The organism is Aerococcus tenax (assembly GCF_003286645.3).
GTDB lineage: Bacteria > Bacillota > Bacilli > Lactobacillales > Aerococcaceae > Aerococcus > Aerococcus tenax.
The window spans coordinates 1,484,130-1,504,622 of the sequence record NZ_CP127382.2; the positions used below are offsets into that span (position 1 = coordinate 1,484,130).

A 20,493-nucleotide genomic window follows, 5' to 3' on the forward strand; every position below is an offset into this window, starting at 1 on the left:
CTTTTCTGAAAGGACATCCCCTACCCCATCCGAACTCAACTAAAGAGTGTGACAATCACATCAAAAGGCGCTTAGCCCAGCTTTTCATTAAAGAATTTATATTAAAGAAAAGAGACAGGAGAAAAATTCCTGTCTCTTTTTTGTATTCACTTTTTCAAAGCTAGTAATCGCGCCTGCTATTCGGTCACGATATTTTGCGGATCATCCTTGAGGTAATGATAAATATTATCAAAGGCAGTTTTGGCTAATTTTACCATGGCTTCATCGGTTAAATAGCCCACATGGGGAGTGAGTTGAATATTTTTAGCGTGGAGAAGTGGGTAATCATCTGTCAATGGTGGTTCACTATCAAAGACATCAATGCCTGCCCCAGCAATCTTCTCATCGTTAAGGGCTTGGGCTAGAGCTTCATTATCCACAATTGGTCCTCGGGCCACGTTAATTAAAACTGCCGATGACTTCATTTTTCCGATCATTTCCTTAGAAATCATACCTTTAGTTTGGGCGTTATTCGGTAGGTGGATGGAAACAATATCACTTTCAGCCATCACTTCTTCTAAACTATGGTATTCAATTCCTAAAGCCTTGGCTTCTTCTTTTTCGCTGCGGCTGTAGGCAATCAAATTCGCCCCAAAGGCCTTAAAGAGAGCAGCGGTGGCTAAACCAATCGATCCAGTTCCGATAATCCCAACCGTTTTACCAGCCAATTCCCGACCTTGATATACTTGGCTTAATTGGCTGCCCTTGCGGGTTTCTTGGTCATTGGCTTGAAGATGACGGTAGAGGGCTAAGGTTAGCCCAAGGGACAATTCAGCCACGGCTTGGTTGGCGTAACCAGAGGCATTGTTAACCATAATCCCCTTGTCTTTAAGAACATCCATAGCCACATGGTCTACTCCGGTAAAGGCCACATCCACTAATTGAGTATCCTCTAAGCTGGAGGCCACTTCCTCTGGGAAAGGGGTAGAATCAATAATCAGGATTTCAGCCCCCTCTGAGCGCTTAGCCATTTCTTTAGGATCTGTGGTCTTATCTTCATAATACACAAAGTCATGCCCATCCTCAATTAAGGGCTGGGCCAATTCATCAATCAATTCTTTTGCTACATTTAAAGGTTGGACACTAACGATTTTCATCAAAAGACTCCTCTCTTCGTTCAGCAAATACTTTCTTATAAATTATACTTATCCTCATAAGCGTCTAGGGTGAGGCCGTCATGGTTGGACATAAAGCGCTCTTCCGATTTATCCCGGTAATTATCCATCACTTCTTGGAAGAGTTCAGCATTTGTTGGTGGGGTCCAAGAAATCGCATCAGCCCCAGCTTCAATGACCCTTTTTATATTTTCTTCGGATTTTCCGCCGGTGGCAATAATAGGGATATCAGGAAATTGATCACGAACCCGCTTGACTAATTCCACGGTGTGCCGGCCATTGGCAACATTAAGAATATCTACCCCGCTATTCAACTTGGAAAGCAAGTCATATTCTGAAATCACGGTAGAAATAATTGGGGAATCGATCCGATCCTCTATGGCTTGGATGGTTTCAATTGGCATAGGGGCATTACATACCACGCCTAAAGCCCCTTCCGCTTCTGAAAGCAAGGCGATTTCAACGCTCCGCATGCCCTGAGTCTTGCCCCCGCCTACGCCAGCAAAAACTGGTTGAGAAGCGACTTGTAAGATCGCGGAAATAATGCTGGGATGAGGCGTAAAAGGATAGACCGCTAGGATAGCGTCCGCATTAGAGTAAGTAATGGTCGCGACATCGGTAGAAAATAGTAGAGATTTAATGGTACGACCAAATATCTGAATACCGGGCGCCTCTTCAATCACTTCCGGCACCATAATAATATCTTTTCTTAAAGCGGAACTGACTTTTTTGATAACTTTCTTTTTGCCTTGTTCTTTCATGGCTACCTCTCATTTCATCTTTTTCTTTTACAGCCATATTTTAACGATTACTCAAGCTTTCGTCAAAATAATTTCCTTGTCCATTCTGTTGTCAGATGATTCTAACTTCAGACCTGCTTCGGGTGCACCCGAAGCACTTTCTCAAACGTGCTCCAGTCACAGGACGAACGTCCGCTTCTAAAACTGGCAACGCTCAGCTTCACTGAGCTTATCCCAGTTTTCTCCAGCGATTTCGTCCTTTGTTGTGACTGTCACACTCCCCACAAAAAAAGAGGCGGCTAGTGTTAGCCAACCTCATGGGGAGACAAAATATAATTAAGAGGGGTTAGTGATTGTTAGAAGGTCTTCATTAGCTAAAGTCGCTCCACTTTCTCTCACAGCGGTGACGGATTGATAATCTCCAGTATTGGTAATAATTTCCATCACCGTAGGATCATAGCCTGCTGACTTAATGCCTTCAATATCAAAAGTTCCTAGGAGGTCGCCGCGTTTAACCGCTTGACCTTGGCTGACTTGGGAAGTGAAATATTGGCCCTGTAAGTTGACGGTATCAATACCAATATGAATCAAGACTTCCACTCCATTATCCCCAGTTAAACCGTAAGCATGCTTGGTGTCATAGGCCACAGTCAGGGTTCCATCGAGGGGTGAATAGATCTTGCCATCACTTGGATCAATGGCAATCCCCTTGCCCATCATTTCTTGAGAAAAGACAGGGTCATCCACTTCTTTTAAGGCGTTGACTTGGCCACTAGCGACTGCAGGTAAAACAATGTCAGCTTCAAGTCCTGAGCGATTCGCCTGGCTAGGCTTACTTTCTGCGGCTTCTTCGGCTTGGAGGGCTGCTGCTTCTGATTTTTCGGCTTCTTTATTGGAGTGCTTTCCATAGAAGAAGGTTAATAAGAAAGCAGAGATAAAACTAATAGCCACTCCAACTAAGAAAGGAATCCAAGAATTCGAATCAATAGAAATAATGCCAAGGAAACCGGCTGAGCCTAAAGAAACAGCTAAAACATGGAAGAAACCTAAACAAGCTGAGGCAATTCCTGAAGCAATCATGGCACAGTAGAAAGGATAACGTAATTTGAGGTTGATCCCAAAAATCGCTGGTTCAGTAATTCCGAGTAAGGCGGACACTGAAGCTGAAGAAGCGACCCCTTTTTGTTTTTCATTACGGGTAATCACCATCACCGCTAAACAGGCTGCCCCTTGAGCAATATTCGCCATAGATGCCACTGGGAAGATAAAGGAGCCTCCTGTTGTGGCTTGGTTAGCAATTAAGGTAGTCTCCACGGCGGGGAAACTTTGATGGAGCCCTGTAATCACGATTGGTGAATAGAAGAGCCCTAATATTCCCATACCTAATGCGCCAGTCGCTTCATACAACCAGGTCAAGCCATAGGTTAAGGCATCGGAAACATTCCGCATCAGCGGACCGACAATAGCAAAGGTTAGAAAGCCAGTGATAATGATGGCTAACATAGGAGTAAAGGTAAAATCAAAGGCGGGATGGATATGGTCGTGGAAGAAGTTTTCTAATCGGGCCAATATCCAAGCGACTGCTAAGACAGGCAGGACTTGCCCTTGGTAGCCAGCCTGAGCAATTTTAAAACCAAAAATGTCCCAATAAGGCATTTCTCCAGCCGCGGTTACTGTGGCAACCTCATAGCCACTCACTAAGGACGGCATCACCATAGCCATACCAATGGCTGCTCCTAGGTAAGGATTGCCGCCAAAACGCTTGGTCGCTGAGAAACCGAGAAGAACCGGTAAGAAAGTGAAGGGTGCTCCCGCAATAACCCCTAGCATTCCAGAAAGGTCAGCAATAACAGCTGAGCGTTCGACCAGAGCTACTCCTCCAAAGGGTGAAGTTAAGAGATTATTTAAAGCGAGAAGTAAGCCCCCTGCAACTAAGGCCGGCAAGATCGGCACAAAGATATCCGATAAGAGTTTGGTCAACTGCATGAAGGGATTACTTTTTTCTTGGGACTGGGCGACCGCCTTAATATCTTCGGTTGAGGCTTCTTGGACACCGGTAATGGCAGTTAGTTCTTTATACACCTTATCGACATCGCCGGTACCGATAATGATTTGGTACTGACCGTTCACTTCAAAGGTCCCTTTGACCCCTTCGTTATTATCAATCGCTTCTTGGTCAACAGCTTGACTATCTTTTAAAACTAAGCGTAAGCGGGTTGCACAGTGAGCAGCAGCAAGGAGGTTATCCTTACCAAGTGCGTCAGCAATATCTTGAGCAACTTGTTTGTGATTCATGATTGGTCTCCTTTCAGGTGAAAACGCTTTTACACTTAATATCTTATCAGCATTTTTATTTTATTTATGTCAATCGTTTGACAGAATAAATTTAAAAAATATTTTATGTGCATTTTAACTGAGCTTATCCTTATGAAAGCGTTTGACATAACAATCACTTTTTCTTATACTTACTGTAAATTAAGCATTTGATTTTTGACCAATGATAAAGAAAGGAAGCCTATCCATGACACAAGATCCCAAATGGACCCGGCAATTGCGTTACCAAGCCTATGAAGACTGGCCAAGTGACTATCTGGGTCAGCTTAAAGAAAAAGTTGCCCACAGCCCCTGGCGCCAACACTACCACGTCCAACCAGAAAGTGGCCTACTCAATGATCCCAATGGTTTTTCCTATTACAATGGTCGCTGGCAGCTTTTCTACCAATACTATCCAATGGGACCCGTCCATGGGCTCAAGTCCTGGTACCATCTCTCCTCCAAAGATCTAGTCCATTGGAAAGATCACGGGATTGCCCTAGCACCCGATTCTCCCTACGATAGTCACGGAGTCTATTCAGGATCTGCCCTCCCCGTGGATGACCAGCTCTTTCTCTTCTACACAGGGAATGCTCGCGATAGGGACTGGCAACGCCATCCTTACCAGGTCGGCGCCTGGATGGATAAGGACTATCAATTCACTAAAATCGATCCACCCCTCATTAGAGCAGTTGAAGAGGGCTATACTGATCATTTTCGTGACCCGCAGATCTTCCCCTACCAAGACGGCTATCTGATGATACTGGGCGCCCAAACCGAAGCGCTTAAAGGCCAAATCCTAGTCTACCAAGGCGACAATCTTAAGGACTGGAACTTTTTCGGTCCCCTAAAATTAACTAGCGGAGAAAGTGCCTATATGATGGAATGTCCCAATTATGTGAAAGTGGATGGGAAAGACCTGCTGATCTTTTGCCCGCAAGGCTTGGACCAGGATGAACTCAACTATCAAAACATCTATCCCAATACTTATTTAGTCTCCGAGGCCATTGATTGGGAGAACTTGGCACTGAATGAGCCTAGTTCTATAAAGAATCTTGACGATGGCTTCGATGTTTATGCCACTCAGGCCTTTAACGCGCCTGACGGTCGGGCTTTAGCCGTGTCTTGGTTAGGTTTACCAGACCTGACTTACCCCGACGCGGACTGGGGCTGGACCTCGGTCATGAGTTTGGTCAAGGAACTCCATTTTGACCAGGGTCATCTCCACCAACGACCAGTCAAAGAAATGGAGAGCCTGCGCCAAAGCCCTATCGCCATCAAGGAGACACTAGAATCAGGTCAAGCGTGGACCTATGATCCCGAAGACAATGCCTACGAAATAAATTGTTCATTGGCCGCTGACTCCAAGCTTGACTTTTTAATCATGAGTGATGAGAAAGAAGCTGCCGCCCTTCACATTGACGTGGACGTTCCAGCGGGCAGACTCACGGTGACACGGACCAACCAGGGCGAACTCGTCAATCCTGAATACGGCCAAGTCCGGGAAAGTCACTTTAAGGGCGGAGAAGACCTCCAGCTACAAATCTTTATCGATGCCTCTTCCTTTGAAATTTTTGTCCAAGACGGCTGTAAAGTCCTTAGCGGCAGAATTTTCCCCAAAAAAGGACAAAGTCAGCTTATAATAAAGGGAAGTGGTCGTTTAGGGGGCAGGATCTATCCCCTAGAAAATATTAACAAGTAAAGGAGTGCTGGTCATGGCGATTACCTTAGCCGATGTGGCTAAAAAAGCCGGGGTGTCAGCAACAACTGTTTCCCGGGTGATTAATAATTATGGCTATCTCAGTGAGAAGACCATTAAAAAAGTCCGCCAAGCCATGGAGGAATTAAAGTATCAACCCAATGCCTTAGCGCGGTCATTACAAGGTAAAGGGACGCAATTAATTGGTCTGATCTTTCCTAGTGTGGCCCATCCCTTCTACGGAGAATTAGTGGAGGCCTTGGAAAGCTGTTTTTTTGAAGAGGGGTATTACACCATCCTCTGTAATTCAGCTAATAATAAAGAAAAAGAGCGCCATTATTTGCGCATGTTGGCTGCTAACCAGGTGGACGGTATTGTGGCTGGAGCTCATAATATGGGAATAGAAGAATATCATCACTATCAAAAACAAGTCGTCTCCTTTGACCGCTATCTTTCCGAAGAAATTCCCATTGTTGGTAGCGATAACTTCCAAGGGGGACAAATGGCGACAGAAATGCTGGCCCTCCGCGGAGCTAAAAGGATCGGAATCTTTACCGGTAGTCAAAAATCTGCCTCGCCGACCAACCAGCGTTTGGAAGGTTATCTCTCCGTCATCGAAGCCCAAAAGCTGAATCCCTATGTTTACCAGCTCCAAGAACAGCGGTCGCCTAGAATAGCCGCCCAACACATTCAGAGTATCCTGAAAAAGGACCAGTTGGACGGCATTTTCTGTACCGATGACCTGACTGCCCTACTGACCCTCGATGCGGCCAAAGACTTAGGACTCCAGGTCCCCCACGACTTAAAAATTATTGGCTATGATGGCAGCCGTTTTATCCAAAACTACCATCCCGAACTTTCTACCATTGTTCAACCCATCCAAGATTACGCCAATCTGATCGCTGATTTGTTAATTAAGAAAATTAAACAACCAGATAGCGACCTTAACCGCAATTACCAGCTACCTGTGTCCTTCCTACAAGGCAAAACGTGCTAGCAAATAAAAAATGAGCTTTACCCCGATCTCGGGAAAGCTCATTTTTAGTTTATCTAAAAAGGAAGGTAGTCTTGGAGTTCAGCAACTACCTTTTCCAGGTGTCCCTGGTAGGAAACCTGGCCAATCTTAAAGCCGATAAAATAAGGGCTAGCGATAAAGCGTGGGAAAACCTTACAATAAAAACGTCCCCCCATGGGATAGAAAAAGAGGTTATAAGACCCGTTACGTGAACTGAAGTCATCCGTCAAAATATAGGTCACAATGCTTTGGACCGCATCCGCAAAGTCATCCAGCTGATCGAGATCAGCAATCGCGACATTAAATTCAGTCATTCCCATAATTGGTTGGGTGGACAAGGTAACGGTAACATCCCCCTTCTTGCCGACTTCTAACCCCTTAAAGGCATCCAGGCTAATTTCTTCATAGCCATCCTTATCCTTCAGTCCCACAATCTGTGAGTGAGGATGGCGCAAAGACCCGCCGGAAAGTGGACCATAATTTTTAAATAAGAGGACACTCTCAAATTGATCGTCTCCTAACATGTCTAGCCAACAATCAAAGGTGAAACGAAAAATTTGGCGATTTTCTTCCTTACTATAGGTAGGGGTATCGGCCCAATGGTCTTGGGACTCAATCACCAGGGTTTGCACCGTATCATCCAGAGTGCGGTATTTATTCATAAGCCAAATCTTATCATCTTCTTCACGGAAGATATTGGTTAGCGCCTCGCGATCGCAGAAGGGACAATAAGCCCCCTCATTGCGATAATTTTCCGGCTTTTGCGCCGCAATTTCCTTATGAAAAATCAATGGCTTTCCCATAATGACAACCGCCTCCTTTATAATATCCATTGTCATTATCGCATATTTTTGAGGGATTGCCTAAGAAAAGCTTAAGTCGCGGTGGAAAAATTACTCTAGAAAGCCAATCGTTCTCTTAGGTACTATACTTTTATCAAAATAAAATTAATCTATTGTTAAAGACAAAAAGCGGGTGTAGACTTATTTCTAAATAACTAAAAAATCATGGATACGGAGGTTAATTATGGAAACAATCGACCAATTAGCGGCTATCGAAGAAATTAAACAATGTAAGGCACGATATTGGCGGGCAATTGATAGTAAGGATTTCGACCTACTTCAGACGGTATTTGCTGACGATGCCACTTTTGATACCTCACTAGTAGCCCATGACCCCATCAAGGGCCAACATCCACTCATCCCTCAAAAAACAACCCCTTCGACGTCGTGTGAAGAAATCATTCAAAATGCTAAACGCTTGATGGGTAAGAATGTACAAAGCGCCCACATGGGACACATTCCTGAAATTGAAATCACTTCAGAAAATACGGCCCATGCCTACTTTCCCTTTGAAGACCGGGTAGTCAACCTAGGGGTGTCGGCCTTTATTGGTTATGGTTACTATGATGATTATTTTGAAAAAATCGACGGGCAATGGAAGGTTAAAGACAGTAAAGTCTACCGTTACCGAGTTGTCTTTGATGATTTATTGGATTAAAAAATGTGACAAGTGCTTCAAAAGACAAGACCACTGGAAGAAAAAGGCGTAAGAATTTTAACTCAAGCTCATTCTAATTTTTATCTATAGCTATGCAAAAAAGCAGAACAAGAACTAATTATTTTCAGTCTTGTTCTGCTTCTTTTTGTCTAATGCTCTTTAAATCAAGTGAGCATCATCCTATTTAGCGATTAGTCTTCCTTATTGTTTTTGACTAATAAGGCACCACTACTTAGTAGTAATGAAGCAATAATCACTGTCATCGCTGATGTCACTTCTGCACCTGTGGCTGGTAAGCTCACTTGTTTGTTTTGACCATCTTGTTCTTTATTTGTAGCCGATTCATTGTCCTTGGCCTTGAATGAATTGTCTGGATCAGCTTGTCCAGGAACTTGAGGAGCTGGATCGCTTGGTTGGTTTGGAACTTCTGGTCTTGGTTCAGCAGGTTCATTCGGTACTTCCGGTGTTGGGTTATCTGGTACGCTTGGTACTCCTGGTGCTGGCTCACCTGGCACGTTCGGTACTTCTGGCGTTGGGTCACCTGGTACGTTCGGTACTTCCGGTGTTGGCTCACCCGGTACATTTGGTACTTCTGGTGTTGGGTCGCCTGGTACGTTTGGTACTTCTGGTGTTGGCTCACCTGGCACGTTCGGTACTTCTGGCGTTGGATTACCTGGTTGACCTGGTACTTCTGGCGTTGGGTTACCTGGTACCTTAGGCTCACCTGGTTTTGGAGTTTCTGGTTTGTTCGGAACTTTTGGTGTTGGATCGCCAGGTTTTGGTGTTCTTGGAGACTCTGGGCATGGTTTGCAGCATGGGATTTCGATCTCTTCCGTGGTGTGGTCTGAGAAGATGATGATCAGTTTACCTTGGCGGTTATAGATCTTCTGTACGCTGCGGCCATCCTTACCGTCCTTGCCGTCTTTACCATCGCGGACAAAGTGACGACTGGATTCATTGCCTTGGCCATCTTTAACGATTACCCAAAGGCCGGATTCACCTTTTTCATTCTTACCTGGAATGGTTTCGAGGCTTGATGACGCGCCGTCTTTACCGTCACGGACGAATTCACGGGAAACTTCATTGCCGTCGCCGTCGAAGACAATAATCCATTGGCCAGATTCACCGCGGCTGTTCTTGCCTTCTTCCACCTTAACAGATGGGGTCTTGCCGTCGCGGATAAATTCACGGCTTAATTCATTGCCCTTGTCGTCGGTAATGATGACCCAAACGCCTTCGTTGCCTTGGCTATCCTTACCTTTTTCGGTGCGGATGCGTTGAGACTGGCCATCCTTACCGTCCTTACCATCGCGTCCATCCTTACCGTCTTTGACAGTCGTGGTTGTGGTCGTGCCATCTGGATTCTTGATGGTGATGGTATGGCTGCCGTCACCGTTGTCTTTGACGCTAACTTCTGGGGACTTACCGTCCTTACCGTCTCTAACTGTGGTGTTGGTGGTCGTACCGTCTGGGTTCTTGATGGTAATGGTGTGGCTGCCGTCGTTATTGTTTCGGATAGAAACTTGAGGTGACTTGCCGTCCTTACCATCTTTACCATCGCGGCCATCCTTAACGGAACCTTCCGCTACAGCTGGTTGAGTCGTGTCTGGCTGGCCCGTCTTAGGATCTACTGGGTAGAACTTAATCGTGGTGGTGCCGTCTTGACCTTTCTCAACCACTGGGGCAAAAGTCTTACCGTCGATACCGTCGCGACCATCCTTACCGTCTTTGACAGTTGTCGTTGTGGTCGTGCCATCTGGGTTCTTAATAGTGATGGTGTGAGTCCCGTCGCCGTTATCCGTAGTGGTCACTTCTGGGGACTTGCCGTCCTGACCATTCTTCACGGTAGTGGTTGAAGTCGTGCCATCTGGATTCTTCACGGTAATGGTATGGGTCCCGTCGCCATTGTCCTTCAAGGAAACTTCTGGAGACTTGCCATCTTTACCATCTTTGACGGAGCCTTCTGCAACAGCTGGTTGCGTGGTATCTGGCTGGCCCGTCTTAGGATCTACTGGGTAGAACTTAATGGTGGTTGTACCGTCTTGCCCCTTCTCAAGGACTGGGGCAAAAGTCTTACCGTCGATACCATCCTTACCGTCGCGGCCGTCTTTACCATTTTGACCAGCCTTACCGTCTTTGACCGTGGTGGTAGTTGTTGTGCCATCTGGGTTCTTGATGGTAATGGTGTGGGTCCCGTTGCCGTTGTCCTTGGTGGTGACTTCTGGGGACTTGCCGTCCTTACCGTCACGGACAAATTTAGCGGAAACGACTTCATCATCGGTAAACTTACCGTCACCGTTCTTGTCGTAGTAGTTGATGATCCATTGACCTTGTTCACCAGCTTCGTTAGGTCCAGTGACTACCGTCGTGTAGGCAGATTTACCGTCTTGACCAGCTGCACCCTGAGCGCCGTCTTTGACTTCGCCAGTAGCAACAGGTTCTTGGCTCTTATCAACCTTACCCGTCTTAGGATCAACTGGGTAGAACTTGATGGTGGTTGTGCCATCTGCACCCTTCTCAACGACTGGAGCAAAGGTCTTGCCGTCGACACCATTTGTGCCGTCTTGACCCTTGTCACCTTTCTCACCCTTGGCCCCGTCTTTGACGGTAGTTGTGGTGGTCGTGCCATCTGGGTTCTTGATGGTGATGGTGTGGGTCCCGTTGCCGTTGTCCTTAGTCGTGACTTCTGGCGACTTGCCGTCTTGGCCGTCCTTCACAAAAGTTTCACTAATGACCTTGTCGTTTTCTGGATCTTTAACGGTGATCTTAGTACCTGCCTGGTTTCCAGGGGTATTTGGATCGAGGTCTTCCACCCGTTCCGTTTCAACGACTGGAGCCTTAGCGTCCTTACCGTCTTTCACAGAGCCTTCTGCGACAGCTGGTTGACTTTCATCAGCCTTGCCGGTCTTAGGATCAACTGGGTAGAACTTGATGGTGGTTGTGCCGTCTTCACCCTTAGTCACAACAGGTGCATAGGTCTTGCCATCCTTACCGTCAGGGATAAATTGGGCAGATACCACTTCATCGTCGGTGAACTTGCCATCCGCGTTCTTGTCATAGTAGTTGATGATCCAACGGCCAGGCTCGCCGGCTGCGTTTGGTCCTTCAACAACTGTGGTGTAGGCAGACTTACCGTCTTTGACAGTACCTTCAGCCACAGGAGCTTGGGTTGTGTCAGCTTTACCGGTCTTAGGATCTACTGGGTAGAATTTAATGGTGGTCGTGCCATCTTGGCCCTTCTCAACGACTGGCGCAAAGCTCTTGCCGTCGATACCGTTCTTACCGTCTTTACCATCCTTACCGTTGACGCCATCTTTGACGAAAGTTTCGCTGATGACCTTACCGGTTTCTGGATCTTTGACCGTAATCTTGGTACCTGGTTGATTATCTGGAGTATTTGGATCGGCATCTTCAACCCGAGTGCTTTCAACGACTGGGGACTTGCCATCCTTACCGTTCTTAACAGTGGTGGTAGAGTTTACTGTGCCGTCTGGGTTCTTAGTGGTGATGGTGTGGGTACCGTCACCGTTATCTTTCACTTCAACCGTTGGGGATTGACCATCCTTACCATCGCGAACGAATTGGGCAGAAACGACTTCATCGTCGGTGAACTTGCCGTCGCCATTCTTATCGAAGTAGTTGATGATCCAGCGGCCTGGTTCATTGGCTGCATTTGGTCCTTCAACGACTGTGGTGTAAGCGGACTTACCGTTTGCACCGTCCTTGACTGCACCTTCTGCAACTGCTGGTTTGGTCGTATCGGCTTCACCGGTCTTAGGATCAACTGGATAGAACTTAATCGTGGTTGTGCCGTCTGCACCCTTCTCTACGACTGGAGCAAAGGTCTTGCCATCAGTGCCATCTTTTACCGTACCTTCAGCGACAGCTGGTTGTTCGGTGTCAGCCTTGCCGGTTTCTGGATTCACTGGGTAGAACTTGATAGAAGTTGTGCCGTCTTGGCCCTTAGTTACTACAGGAGCGAAGGTCTTGCCGTTCTTACCATCCTTAACTTCTGTTTCACTTGGGGTCCCGTCAACGACATTACCTTCTGCATCGCGAACTTGTGGGGTTACCTTGATGATCACACCATCGTTAGCGTCATTGCGGCGGGTTTCAACCTTAGGACTGAGACCGTCTTTACCGTCCTTGCCGTCCTTCACCTTGCCTTCTGCTACAGGGGCTTGGGTCATGTCTGGCTGTTTGGTTTCTGGGTTAACTGGGTAGAACTTGATGGTGGTTTCGCCGTCTTTGCCTTTTTCGAGGACAGGGGCGAAGGTCTTACCATCTTGGCCATCCTTGACGGTTCCTTCTGCTACGGCTGGTTGAGTTTGATCTGCTTTACCAGTTTCAGGGTTGACTGGGTAGAACTTAATAGAGGTTGTACCGTCTGCACCCTTCTCAACAACAGGAGCAAAGGTCTTACCGTCCTTGCCGTCTTTCCCATCTTTACCGTTGCGGACAAATTGGGTTGAAACAATTTCGTCGTCGGTGAACTTGCCGTCGCCGTTCTTGTCGAAGTAGTTGATAATCCATTGACCTGGTTCACCGGCTGCATTTGGTCCTTCAACAACCGTTGTGTAGGCGGACTTGCCGTTAATACCGTCTTTGACTGTACCTTCTGCAACAGCTGGTTTGGTCGTGTCTGGTTGACCAGTCTTAGGATCGACTGGATAGAACTTGATGGAAGTTGTGCCATCTTCACCCTTCTTAACGACTGGGGCGTAGCTTTGGCCGTCTTGGCCATTCGCACCGTCTTTAACGAAGCTTTCGCTGATGACCTTGTTAGTTTCTGGATCTTTAACCGTAACCTTGGTGCCTGGTTGGTTACCTTCAGTTGTTGGATCGGCGTCTTCTACGCGGGTCGTTTCAACAACTGGGCTCTTACCGTCTTTGACTTCGCCAGTAGCGACTGGAGCCTTAGTCTTGTCAGGTTCACCTGTCTTAGGATCGGTTGGGTAGAATTTAATTGTGGTTACGCCATCTTGACCTTTTTCAACTACAGGAGTGAAGGTCTTGCCGTCTGCACCGTCTTTAACTTCACCAGAAGCGACTGGATCTTTGGTCTTGTCAGCTTGGCCATCTTTACCAGCTGGGTAGAACTTGATGGTGGTCGTACCATCTTGGCCTTTTTCGACAACAGGAACAAAGGTCTTGCCATCTTGTCCTGGATCGCCTTTTTCACCCTTGGCACCATCTTGACCCTTTTCGCCGTCTTTAACGAAGCTTTCGCTAATAACATTGCCGGTTTCTGGGTCTTTGACAACTACCTTGGTACCTGCTTGGTTACCTGGGGTAGTTGGATCGGCGTCTTCTACGCGGGTCGTTTCAACAACTGGACTCTTGCCATCTTTGACTTCGCCAGTTGCCACTGGGGCTTTGGTCTTGTCAGGCTCACCGGTCTTAGGATCGGTTGGGTAGAACTTGATGGTGGTTACGCCATCTTGACCTTTTTCAACTACAGGAGTGAAGGTCTTGCCATCTGCGCCGTCTTTGACTTCGCCAGAAGCGACTGGATCTTTGGTCTTGTCAGCTTGGCCATCTTTACCGGTTGGGTAGAACTTGATCGTTGTCGTACCGTCTTGACCTTTCTCAACAACAGGTGTAAAGGTCTTGCCGTCTTGGCCATCCTTCACAGTGCCTTCAGCGACAGCTGGTTGACTTTCATCAGCCTTGCCAGTTTCTGGATTCACTGGGTAGAACTTGATCGAGGTGGTGCCATCTGCGCCCTTAGTTACAACAGGAGCAAAGGTCTTGCCGTTTTCACCGTTCTTACCGTCTTGGCCTTTCTCACCTGGATCACCTTTTTCACCCTTGTCGCCTTTAGCGCCGTCTTTGACTTCGCCGGTTGCGACTGGGTCCTTAGTTTGATCAGCTTGGCCAGTCTTAGGATCGACTGGGTAGAACTTGATGGTTGACACGCCATCTTGGCCCTTAGTGATCACAGGAGCGTAGGTCTTACCGTCCTTAACTTCCGTTTCGGTTGGGGTACCGTCAACCACATTGCCTTGAGCATCACGAACTTGTGGGGTCACCTTGATGATGACACCATCGTTAGCGTCGTTGCGGCGGGTTTCAACCTTAGGCGTTAGGCCATCTTTACCGTCCTTAACTTCACCTGTCGCAACAGGGTTTTGGGTCTTATCAGCCTCACCGGTCTTAGGATCAACTGGGTAGAATTTAATGCTGGTGACACCGTCTTGGCCTTTTTCAACCACTGGGGCAAAGGTCTTGCCATCGATACCATCTGTAACGAAGCTTTCGCTGATAACAGCCCTGGTTTCGGGATCTTTGACCACAATCTTGGTTCCTGGTTGCTTGCCGTCAACACTTGGGTCAGCGTCTTCTACGCGGCTGGTTTCAACGATTGGAGTCTTCCCATCTTTCACTTCGCCAGTAGCAACTGGATCTTTGGTCTTGTCGGCTTGGCCATCTGCACCTGCTGGATAGAACTTGATGTGGGTCACACCATCTGCACCCTTCTCAACGACTGGAACAAAGGTCTTACCGTCTTGGCCTTTCTCACCTTGGGCTCCGGTAGCGCCTGGATCACCCTTGTCACCCTTAGCGCCGTCTTTGACTTCTCCGGTAGCTACAGGTTCTTGGCTTTCATCGGCCTTACCGGTCTTAGGATCGACTGGGTAGAACTTGATAGAAGTTGTGCCATCTTCACCCTTCTTAACCACTGGCGCATAGGTCTTACCATCTGCACCTTTCTGGCCATCTTTAACTTCAGTTTCAGTTGGCGTGCCATCAACGACATTGCCTTGAGCATCGCGAACTTGTGGGGTCACCTTGATGATGACGCCATCGTTGGTAGCGTTGCGGCGGGTTTCAACCTTAGGCGTTAAACCATCGATACCGTCCTTAACCTCGCCAGTTGCGACTGGTCCTTGGCTCTTGTCCGGTTGACCTTGGGCATCTGCTGGATAGAACTTGATGTGGGTTGTGCCATCTTGGCCTTTTTCTACGACTGGGACATAGGTCTTGCCGTTTTCACCTGGATCGCCCTTGTCACCCTTAGCACCGTCTTGAACTTGGCCAGTGGCAACAGGATTTTGGCTCTTATCTGCATTACCATTCGCATCTGCAGGGTAGAACTTGATGTGGGTCACACCGTCAGTGCCCTTTTCAACGACTGGGACGAAGGTCTTGCCGTCTTTACCCTTGTCGCCTTTTTCGCCATCCTTAACAAAGCTTTCGCTTAAGACGGTTTTACCTTCAGGATCCTTAACGGTTACTTTAGTGCCTGGTTGGTCACCATCTGTATTTGGATCAGCGTCTGCGACACGAGCCGTTTCAACGATTGGACTCTTGCCGTCTTTACCAGGATCACCCTTGGCACCGTCTTTAACTTCGCTAGTTACAGGCTCGCCGTTAACCACTTCACCTTGTTCATTGTAAGAACGTGGGGTCAGGGTAATGATCACGCCATCGTTAGCTGGGTTCCGTTTAACGTCAACTAATGGGGGTAACCCATCGCGGCCATTTTGACCGGGATCACCTTTCTCACCCTTGTCGCCCTTCACGCCATCTTTAACAAAGCTTTCGCTGAGGACTTCTTTAGTGATTGGGTCTTTGAAGGTAACCTTGGTGCCTGGTTGGTTGCCGTTTTCTTTAGGATCAGCGTCCTCCACACGGGTGGTTTCGATGAGCGGAGTCTTGCCGTCCTTACCGTCGTTAACCTCACCAGTTGCAACTGGGTTCTTAGTCTTGTCGGCTTCGCCAGTTGGGGTAGCTGGGTAGAACTTGATATGGGTAACCCCATCTTCGCCCTTCTCTACCACTGGGACAAAAGTCTTGCCGTTGGCGCCGTCTTGGCCCTTTTCGCCCTGGGCACCTTGAGCACCAGTGTCACCTTTAAGGCCTTGTTCACCCTTTTCGCCGTCTTTTACGACACCTTCAGCAACAGGTTTTTGAGCCTTGTCAGCTGTGCCGTCTGTCTTAGCTGGGTAGAATTTAATGGTGGTTTGTTTGTTAGGCTCATCGCGCTCAACGACAGGAACAAAGGACTTGCCGTCAGCTCCCTTTTCACCTTGAGCGCCTTGAGCACCGGTCTCACCCTTTTCGCCGTCTTTTACGATGCCTTCAGCGACAGGTTTTTGGCTCTGGTCAGCTTTACCTTCTGCATTAGCTGGGTAGAATTTGATGGTGGTTTGTTTGTTAGCGTCATCACGTTCAACAACAGGAACGTAGGACTTGCCATCTAGGCCATCCTTACCCTTCTCACCTTGGGCACCAGTAGCACCAGTTTCACCCTTTTCACCGCGCTCACCTTGTGGACCTTGGATACCTGGATCGCCTTTTTCACCGTCTTTAACTTGACCGGTTGCAATCGGTTGTTGGTCTTTATCAGGTGTGCCATCTTTTTTGGCTGGGTAGAACTTGATATGGGTAATACCATCCGCACCCTTTTCAACGACTGGGACATAGGTCTTGCCGTCTGTACCAGGTGCGCCGTCTTGGACTTCGCTGGTGGTTGGAGTCCCGTTTTCAACTTCACCTTTAGCATTGTAGTGACGAGGAGTTACAGTGATAATCACCCCATCGTTGGCTTGATTACGTTGAACGTCAACTAATGGTGTTAAGCCATCGCGGCCGTCCTTACCTGGCGTACCTTGAGCACCTTGTTCGCCCTTCTCACCTTGTGGGCCGCGTTCGCCTTGGTCACCTTTTGGACCTTGGGCGCCGGTTTCACCTCGAAGGCCTTGTTCACCTTGAGGACCGCGTTCGCCTTGGTCACCTTTTGGACCGGCGACACCTTGAGGACCCTGAGGACCAACTTCGCCGCGTTCACCTTTTTCGCCGTCTTTAACGGTACCTTTAGCGACTGGTTCTTTGCTGGTATCAGCAGAACCATCTGGCTTGGCTGGGTAGAACTTGATGGTCGTTTCTTTCTTCGCTTCATCACGAGTTACGACTGGAACGAAGGATTTACCATCAGCACCTTTTTCACCTTGGGCTCCGGTAGCGCCCGTTGCGCCTGTTTCGCCCTTGTCGCCTTTTGGACCTTGGGCGCCGTCTTTACCATCTTTAACGACACCAGTTGCAATAGGATTCTTAGTGGTGTCAGCCGTCCCATCAGCTTTGGCTGGGTAGAACTTAATGGTAGTTTCTTTCTTAGCTTCATCGCGGTCAACGACTGGAACGTAAGACTTGCCGTCTTCGCCCTTTTCACCCTTGACGCCTTGTGGGCCAGCTACGCCTGGATCACCTTTAGCACCTTGTGGGCCTTGAGGACCAGCGACACCTTGGTCGCCTTTTTCACCTTTTGGACCTTGAGGACCGGCAACACCTTGTTCACCTTGTGGGCCACGTTCGCCTGGGTCTCCCTTAGAACCTTGAGCTCCGGTATCACCTTTAAGGCCTTGTTCACCTTGTGGGCCGCGTTCGCCTTGAGGACCTTGAGGACCACGTTCACCAGTTTCACCTTTAGGACCGGCTACGCCTTGTGGACCTTGAGCTCCGGTGTCACCCTTAGGACCCTGTGGACCTTGAGCGCCAGTATCACCTTTTTCACCTTGGGGACCACGGGCACCAGTTTCTCCCTTGTCGCCTTTAGCACCTGGATCACCTTTATCACCCTTTGCACCGGGATCGCCTTTAAGACCTTTTTCGCCTTGTTCGCCCTTGAGGCCATCGTAAACAAAGGTTTCGTTAAGAGTTCTGCCAGTTGCAGGATCCGTTACGGTTACCTTAGTCCCTGGGCGGCCATCTTTAGTCCCACGTTCAGTTGTAATCTTAGGAGTACGTCCATCACGGGGAACGATGGTCTTACCTGGGCGGCTGGTGCGATCACCATCTCGAACGACTGCTGAGATTGTGTCTCCTTCGTTTAAGGCAGGCACATTAGGAATCTCAAAAGTTCCATCTGCTTTAGTACGTGTTTGGTAAGTTTTATCACCTACAGTTACGGTAATATCCTTGTTTGGTTCAGCTGTACCACTAATTGTAGTATCGCCAGATAAACGAGGATTCACTACTGGGGGTTCGATTGGTTGTTTTTGACCTTCTGGTAGTCCGACCCCAATCAGAATTTCAGCGTCAACAACTGGTTTTTCAACTTCACGACGAGTACCAATTTCTCCGAGATCGACACCCTTATAGGTACGAACCGTCTTAACAAGCCGGTCAACCCCTTCTTCCCCACGACGTACTTCTTTACTTGAACCTACAGGCAGTTCAGTAGTCGTCTTATAGATGGTTTGGAATTTTACAGGTACTTTTTCGACTTTTTCACGCGAACCGAAGTTAGCATCTGGGTTTAGGTCACCTTGTTGGGTATTGTTTTCGTAGAAATAGTTACGGCGATTTACTGGGTCAGTTGTTCCAGGATTTGAACCCATAGCTTGGTTGAACATCCCAATTGTCGTCTTATAGTCTAACTTGCCATTCCAATCTTTAACCGGGACTGAGAATTTATAAACTAGAGGATAACCCTGCTGCACATCATAGTTACTTAAAGCAAAGTCTGTCCCCATGGATAAACCGGCATAACCAGTAGCAGCTCCACTTGTTAATTGAATAGTTTTAGGTTGACGTCTTCTATTTCCTTCAATAACCGCTTGAGCTGGAACGCCTGTTGTAGGGTTATAGTTAAAGCCACTTCCTAGCTCGATACCAAAACGTGGTTGGTGATTAACCGATCCTCCTATTTGAGCAGTTGACTTAGGATCTAGGCGATATTTTAGCTCAAAGTCAACCTTATTAGCTGCCCGATTAGGAACAGCTTTCAAGGTATAATGAGCATTATTTACATTACCTGAACCAAAAACCGTTCCATCTGCTTGATGGGTAATCGGCGTATTCGCATTCCCTAAGGCAACAGGTGCGCCACCGACCCGCACCTCACTCGGAGTTTCAGGTGCGGCATAGAAGGTAAAGCCTGTGCGGCGTTTGTCGCCTGCGTATTGAACGCCGGCCTTGGAGACTTCTTCCATCAACTGGCGGCCGTTGCTGACTTTAGATAAATCAACATTCTTAACAATACCGTCGATCTCTTCGTCAGTGTAGATGTCCTTGAGCTCTGTTCTCAGCGCTTCTTGAGGATTAGCTGCCCCTAAGATTCTCTTAGCTAAACGGTCGAGGCCTGCATCACGGGCTGCTTCTGCAGAAGCACCTGGAACTTCAGAACCTTCAGTTGCCACATAGTTTCCTGCTTGGCTTTGAGGTGCTTCTTTTTTACCTTTGTCTGACAATTCACCCACTTCTGGAGAACCAGTATCAGCTGCTTTTTCTTCTTTATTTTCTTTAGCTTGGTCAGCTTCAGCTGGCGCTTGAGCCTTGTTTTCAGCTGCTGGCGCTTCTGTTGCTTCTTCCGCCTTAGTTGGCGCTTCCCCTACAGGTGCTGCTTCTGCTGCTGGAGCGACTTCAGCCGCTGGAGCTACTTCTGTTTCAGCCTTATCGCTAACAGAATCTGCTGGCGCAGGTGCTTCAACTTTTTCTACATTTTCACTCTTTGCGGCATTTTCCAGTATTGCACTCTTATCAGCTGTGAGCGTGTGCGAGGAATTTGTTGGAAGTGAGCTTTCTTCAGCGTGGGTTTCATTAGCAACAGCGCGAACTACCGAAGCGTCTCCCATGAAGAGTAAACCCATCGCAACAGCGACTGAGGCTACCCCAATGTTTAAACGTTTAATGCTGTAGCGGTAATAGCGATTGCTATTTTTCTCCCGCAACAGTTTAAAATTATTTTTTCCTACCATATTTTCAACTACTTTCTCTATGACGAATGAATTATCATCGACTCATGTTTTTTCTCGGGTGACACTAAAAATATTACCTAGTCAGTAAATCAAAAAAATCTGTGAATTACTAGAAGCTTTAGATTATTTTCATTAAAAAAATTAAATTAAATAATATTGTTCTTTTTTCAATAAATTAAATAAGCCCTATATATTGGGGTTTTCGGTGATTTTAATAAATTTTATTTAAGAAACGCAAATGTTTAAAGTGCAATTTATTGTATTTTTATATGTGTGGCCGTTCGGAAAGTTGTGATTAATTCTCTCTAAATTTGTCTTATTTATTATAAAATGCCGCTAAACTCAGTGGATTTTGGAACGTTTTTATACA

General features: G+C 47.4%; 8 protein-coding genes. 3 read left to right on the forward strand and 5 right to left on the reverse strand.

Features of this window, described 5'->3' with window-relative positions; translation table 11 throughout:
• Nucleotides 1-176 precede the first annotated feature (176 nt).
• The 3 genes from DBT50_RS06905 to DBT50_RS06915 all read right to left on the reverse strand — a co-directional run bounded on the left by DBT50_RS06905 (nucleotide 177) and on the right by DBT50_RS06915 (nucleotide 4,189).
• Nucleotides 177-1,136: a 2-hydroxyacid dehydrogenase gene (locus tag DBT50_RS06905; RefSeq protein ID WP_111852636.1), complete on the reverse strand. Its 960-nt coding sequence runs from the start codon at nucleotides 1,134-1,136 to the stop codon at nucleotides 177-179.
• Nucleotides 1,137-1,171: 35 nt separating this feature from the next.
• Entirely contained in the window at nucleotides 1,172-1,915 is a 744-nt protein-coding gene (locus tag DBT50_RS06910; RefSeq protein WP_060778597.1) for a nitronate monooxygenase family protein, read from the reverse strand.
• A gap of 315 nt (nucleotides 1,916-2,230) precedes the next feature.
• Nucleotides 2,231-4,189 carry a sucrose-specific PTS transporter subunit IIBC gene (locus DBT50_RS06915; RefSeq protein WP_111852637.1) on the reverse strand — a complete coding sequence of 653 codons (1,959 nt, stop codon included), beginning with the start codon at nucleotides 4,187-4,189 and terminating at the stop codon, nucleotides 2,231-2,233.
• 226 nt (nucleotides 4,190-4,415) lie between these two features.
• Here DBT50_RS06915 and DBT50_RS06920 point away from each other — a divergent pair, with 226 nt between their 5' ends.
• Both DBT50_RS06920 and DBT50_RS06925 read left to right on the forward strand, forming a co-directional pair.
• Nucleotides 4,416-5,909, forward strand: coding sequence for a sucrose-6-phosphate hydrolase (locus DBT50_RS06920; RefSeq protein WP_111853445.1), 1,494 nt, complete (start codon nucleotides 4,416-4,418; stop codon nucleotides 5,907-5,909).
• Between the two features lie 13 nt (nucleotides 5,910-5,922).
• The gene (locus tag DBT50_RS06925; protein ID WP_111853446.1) at nucleotides 5,923-6,903 is read left to right on the forward strand and encodes a LacI family DNA-binding transcriptional regulator; all 981 of its coding nucleotides are present in this window, start codon (nucleotides 5,923-5,925) and stop codon (nucleotides 6,901-6,903) included.
• A gap of 53 nt (nucleotides 6,904-6,956) precedes the next feature.
• Here the strand turns inward: DBT50_RS06925 and DBT50_RS06930 are convergent, their stop codons facing one another.
• Nucleotides 6,957-7,724, reverse strand: coding sequence for a DUF4931 domain-containing protein (locus tag DBT50_RS06930; protein WP_111852640.1), 768 nt, complete (start codon nucleotides 7,722-7,724; stop codon nucleotides 6,957-6,959).
• A 223-nt stretch (nucleotides 7,725-7,947) separates the two neighbouring features.
• Between DBT50_RS06930 and DBT50_RS06935 the strand changes: the two genes are divergently transcribed.
• A complete protein-coding gene (locus tag DBT50_RS06935; RefSeq protein WP_111852641.1) occupies nucleotides 7,948-8,421 on the forward strand; it encodes a nuclear transport factor 2 family protein in 474 nt (157 codons plus the stop codon).
• 191 nt (nucleotides 8,422-8,612) lie between these two features.
• Here DBT50_RS06935 and DBT50_RS06940 read toward each other — a convergent pair whose 3' ends face one another.
• A complete protein-coding gene (locus DBT50_RS06940; RefSeq protein ID WP_111853447.1) occupies nucleotides 8,613-20,123 on the reverse strand; it encodes a collagen-flanked surface repeat-containing protein in 11,511 nt (3,836 codons plus the stop codon).
• Nucleotides 20,124-20,493 lie beyond the last annotated feature (370 nt).

Excerpts from the sequence above, each read along its gene's own strand:
- DBT50_RS06905 (WP_111852636.1), bottom strand. The coding sequence starts at position 1,136 with ATGAAAATCGTTAGTGTCCAACCTTTAAATGTAGCAAAAGAATTGATT.
- DBT50_RS06910 (WP_060778597.1), bottom strand. The coding sequence starts at position 1,915 with ATGAAAGAACAAGGCAAAAAGAAAGTTATCAAAAAAGTCAGTTCCGCT.
- DBT50_RS06915 (WP_111852637.1), bottom strand. The coding sequence starts at position 4,189 with ATGAATCACAAACAAGTTGCTCAAGATATTGCTGACGCACTTGGTAAG.
- DBT50_RS06920 (WP_111853445.1), top strand. The coding sequence starts at position 4,416 with ATGACACAAGATCCCAAATGGACCCGGCAATTGCGTTACCAAGCCTAT.
- DBT50_RS06925 (WP_111853446.1), top strand. The coding sequence starts at position 5,923 with ATGGCGATTACCTTAGCCGATGTGGCTAAAAAAGCCGGGGTGTCAGCA.
- DBT50_RS06930 (WP_111852640.1), bottom strand. The coding sequence starts at position 7,724 with ATGGGAAAGCCATTGATTTTTCATAAGGAAATTGCGGCGCAAAAGCCG.
- DBT50_RS06935 (WP_111852641.1), top strand. The coding sequence starts at position 7,948 with ATGGAAACAATCGACCAATTAGCGGCTATCGAAGAAATTAAACAATGT.
- DBT50_RS06940 (WP_111853447.1), bottom strand. The coding sequence starts at position 20,123 with ATGGTAGGAAAAAATAATTTTAAACTGTTGCGGGAGAAAAATAGCAAT.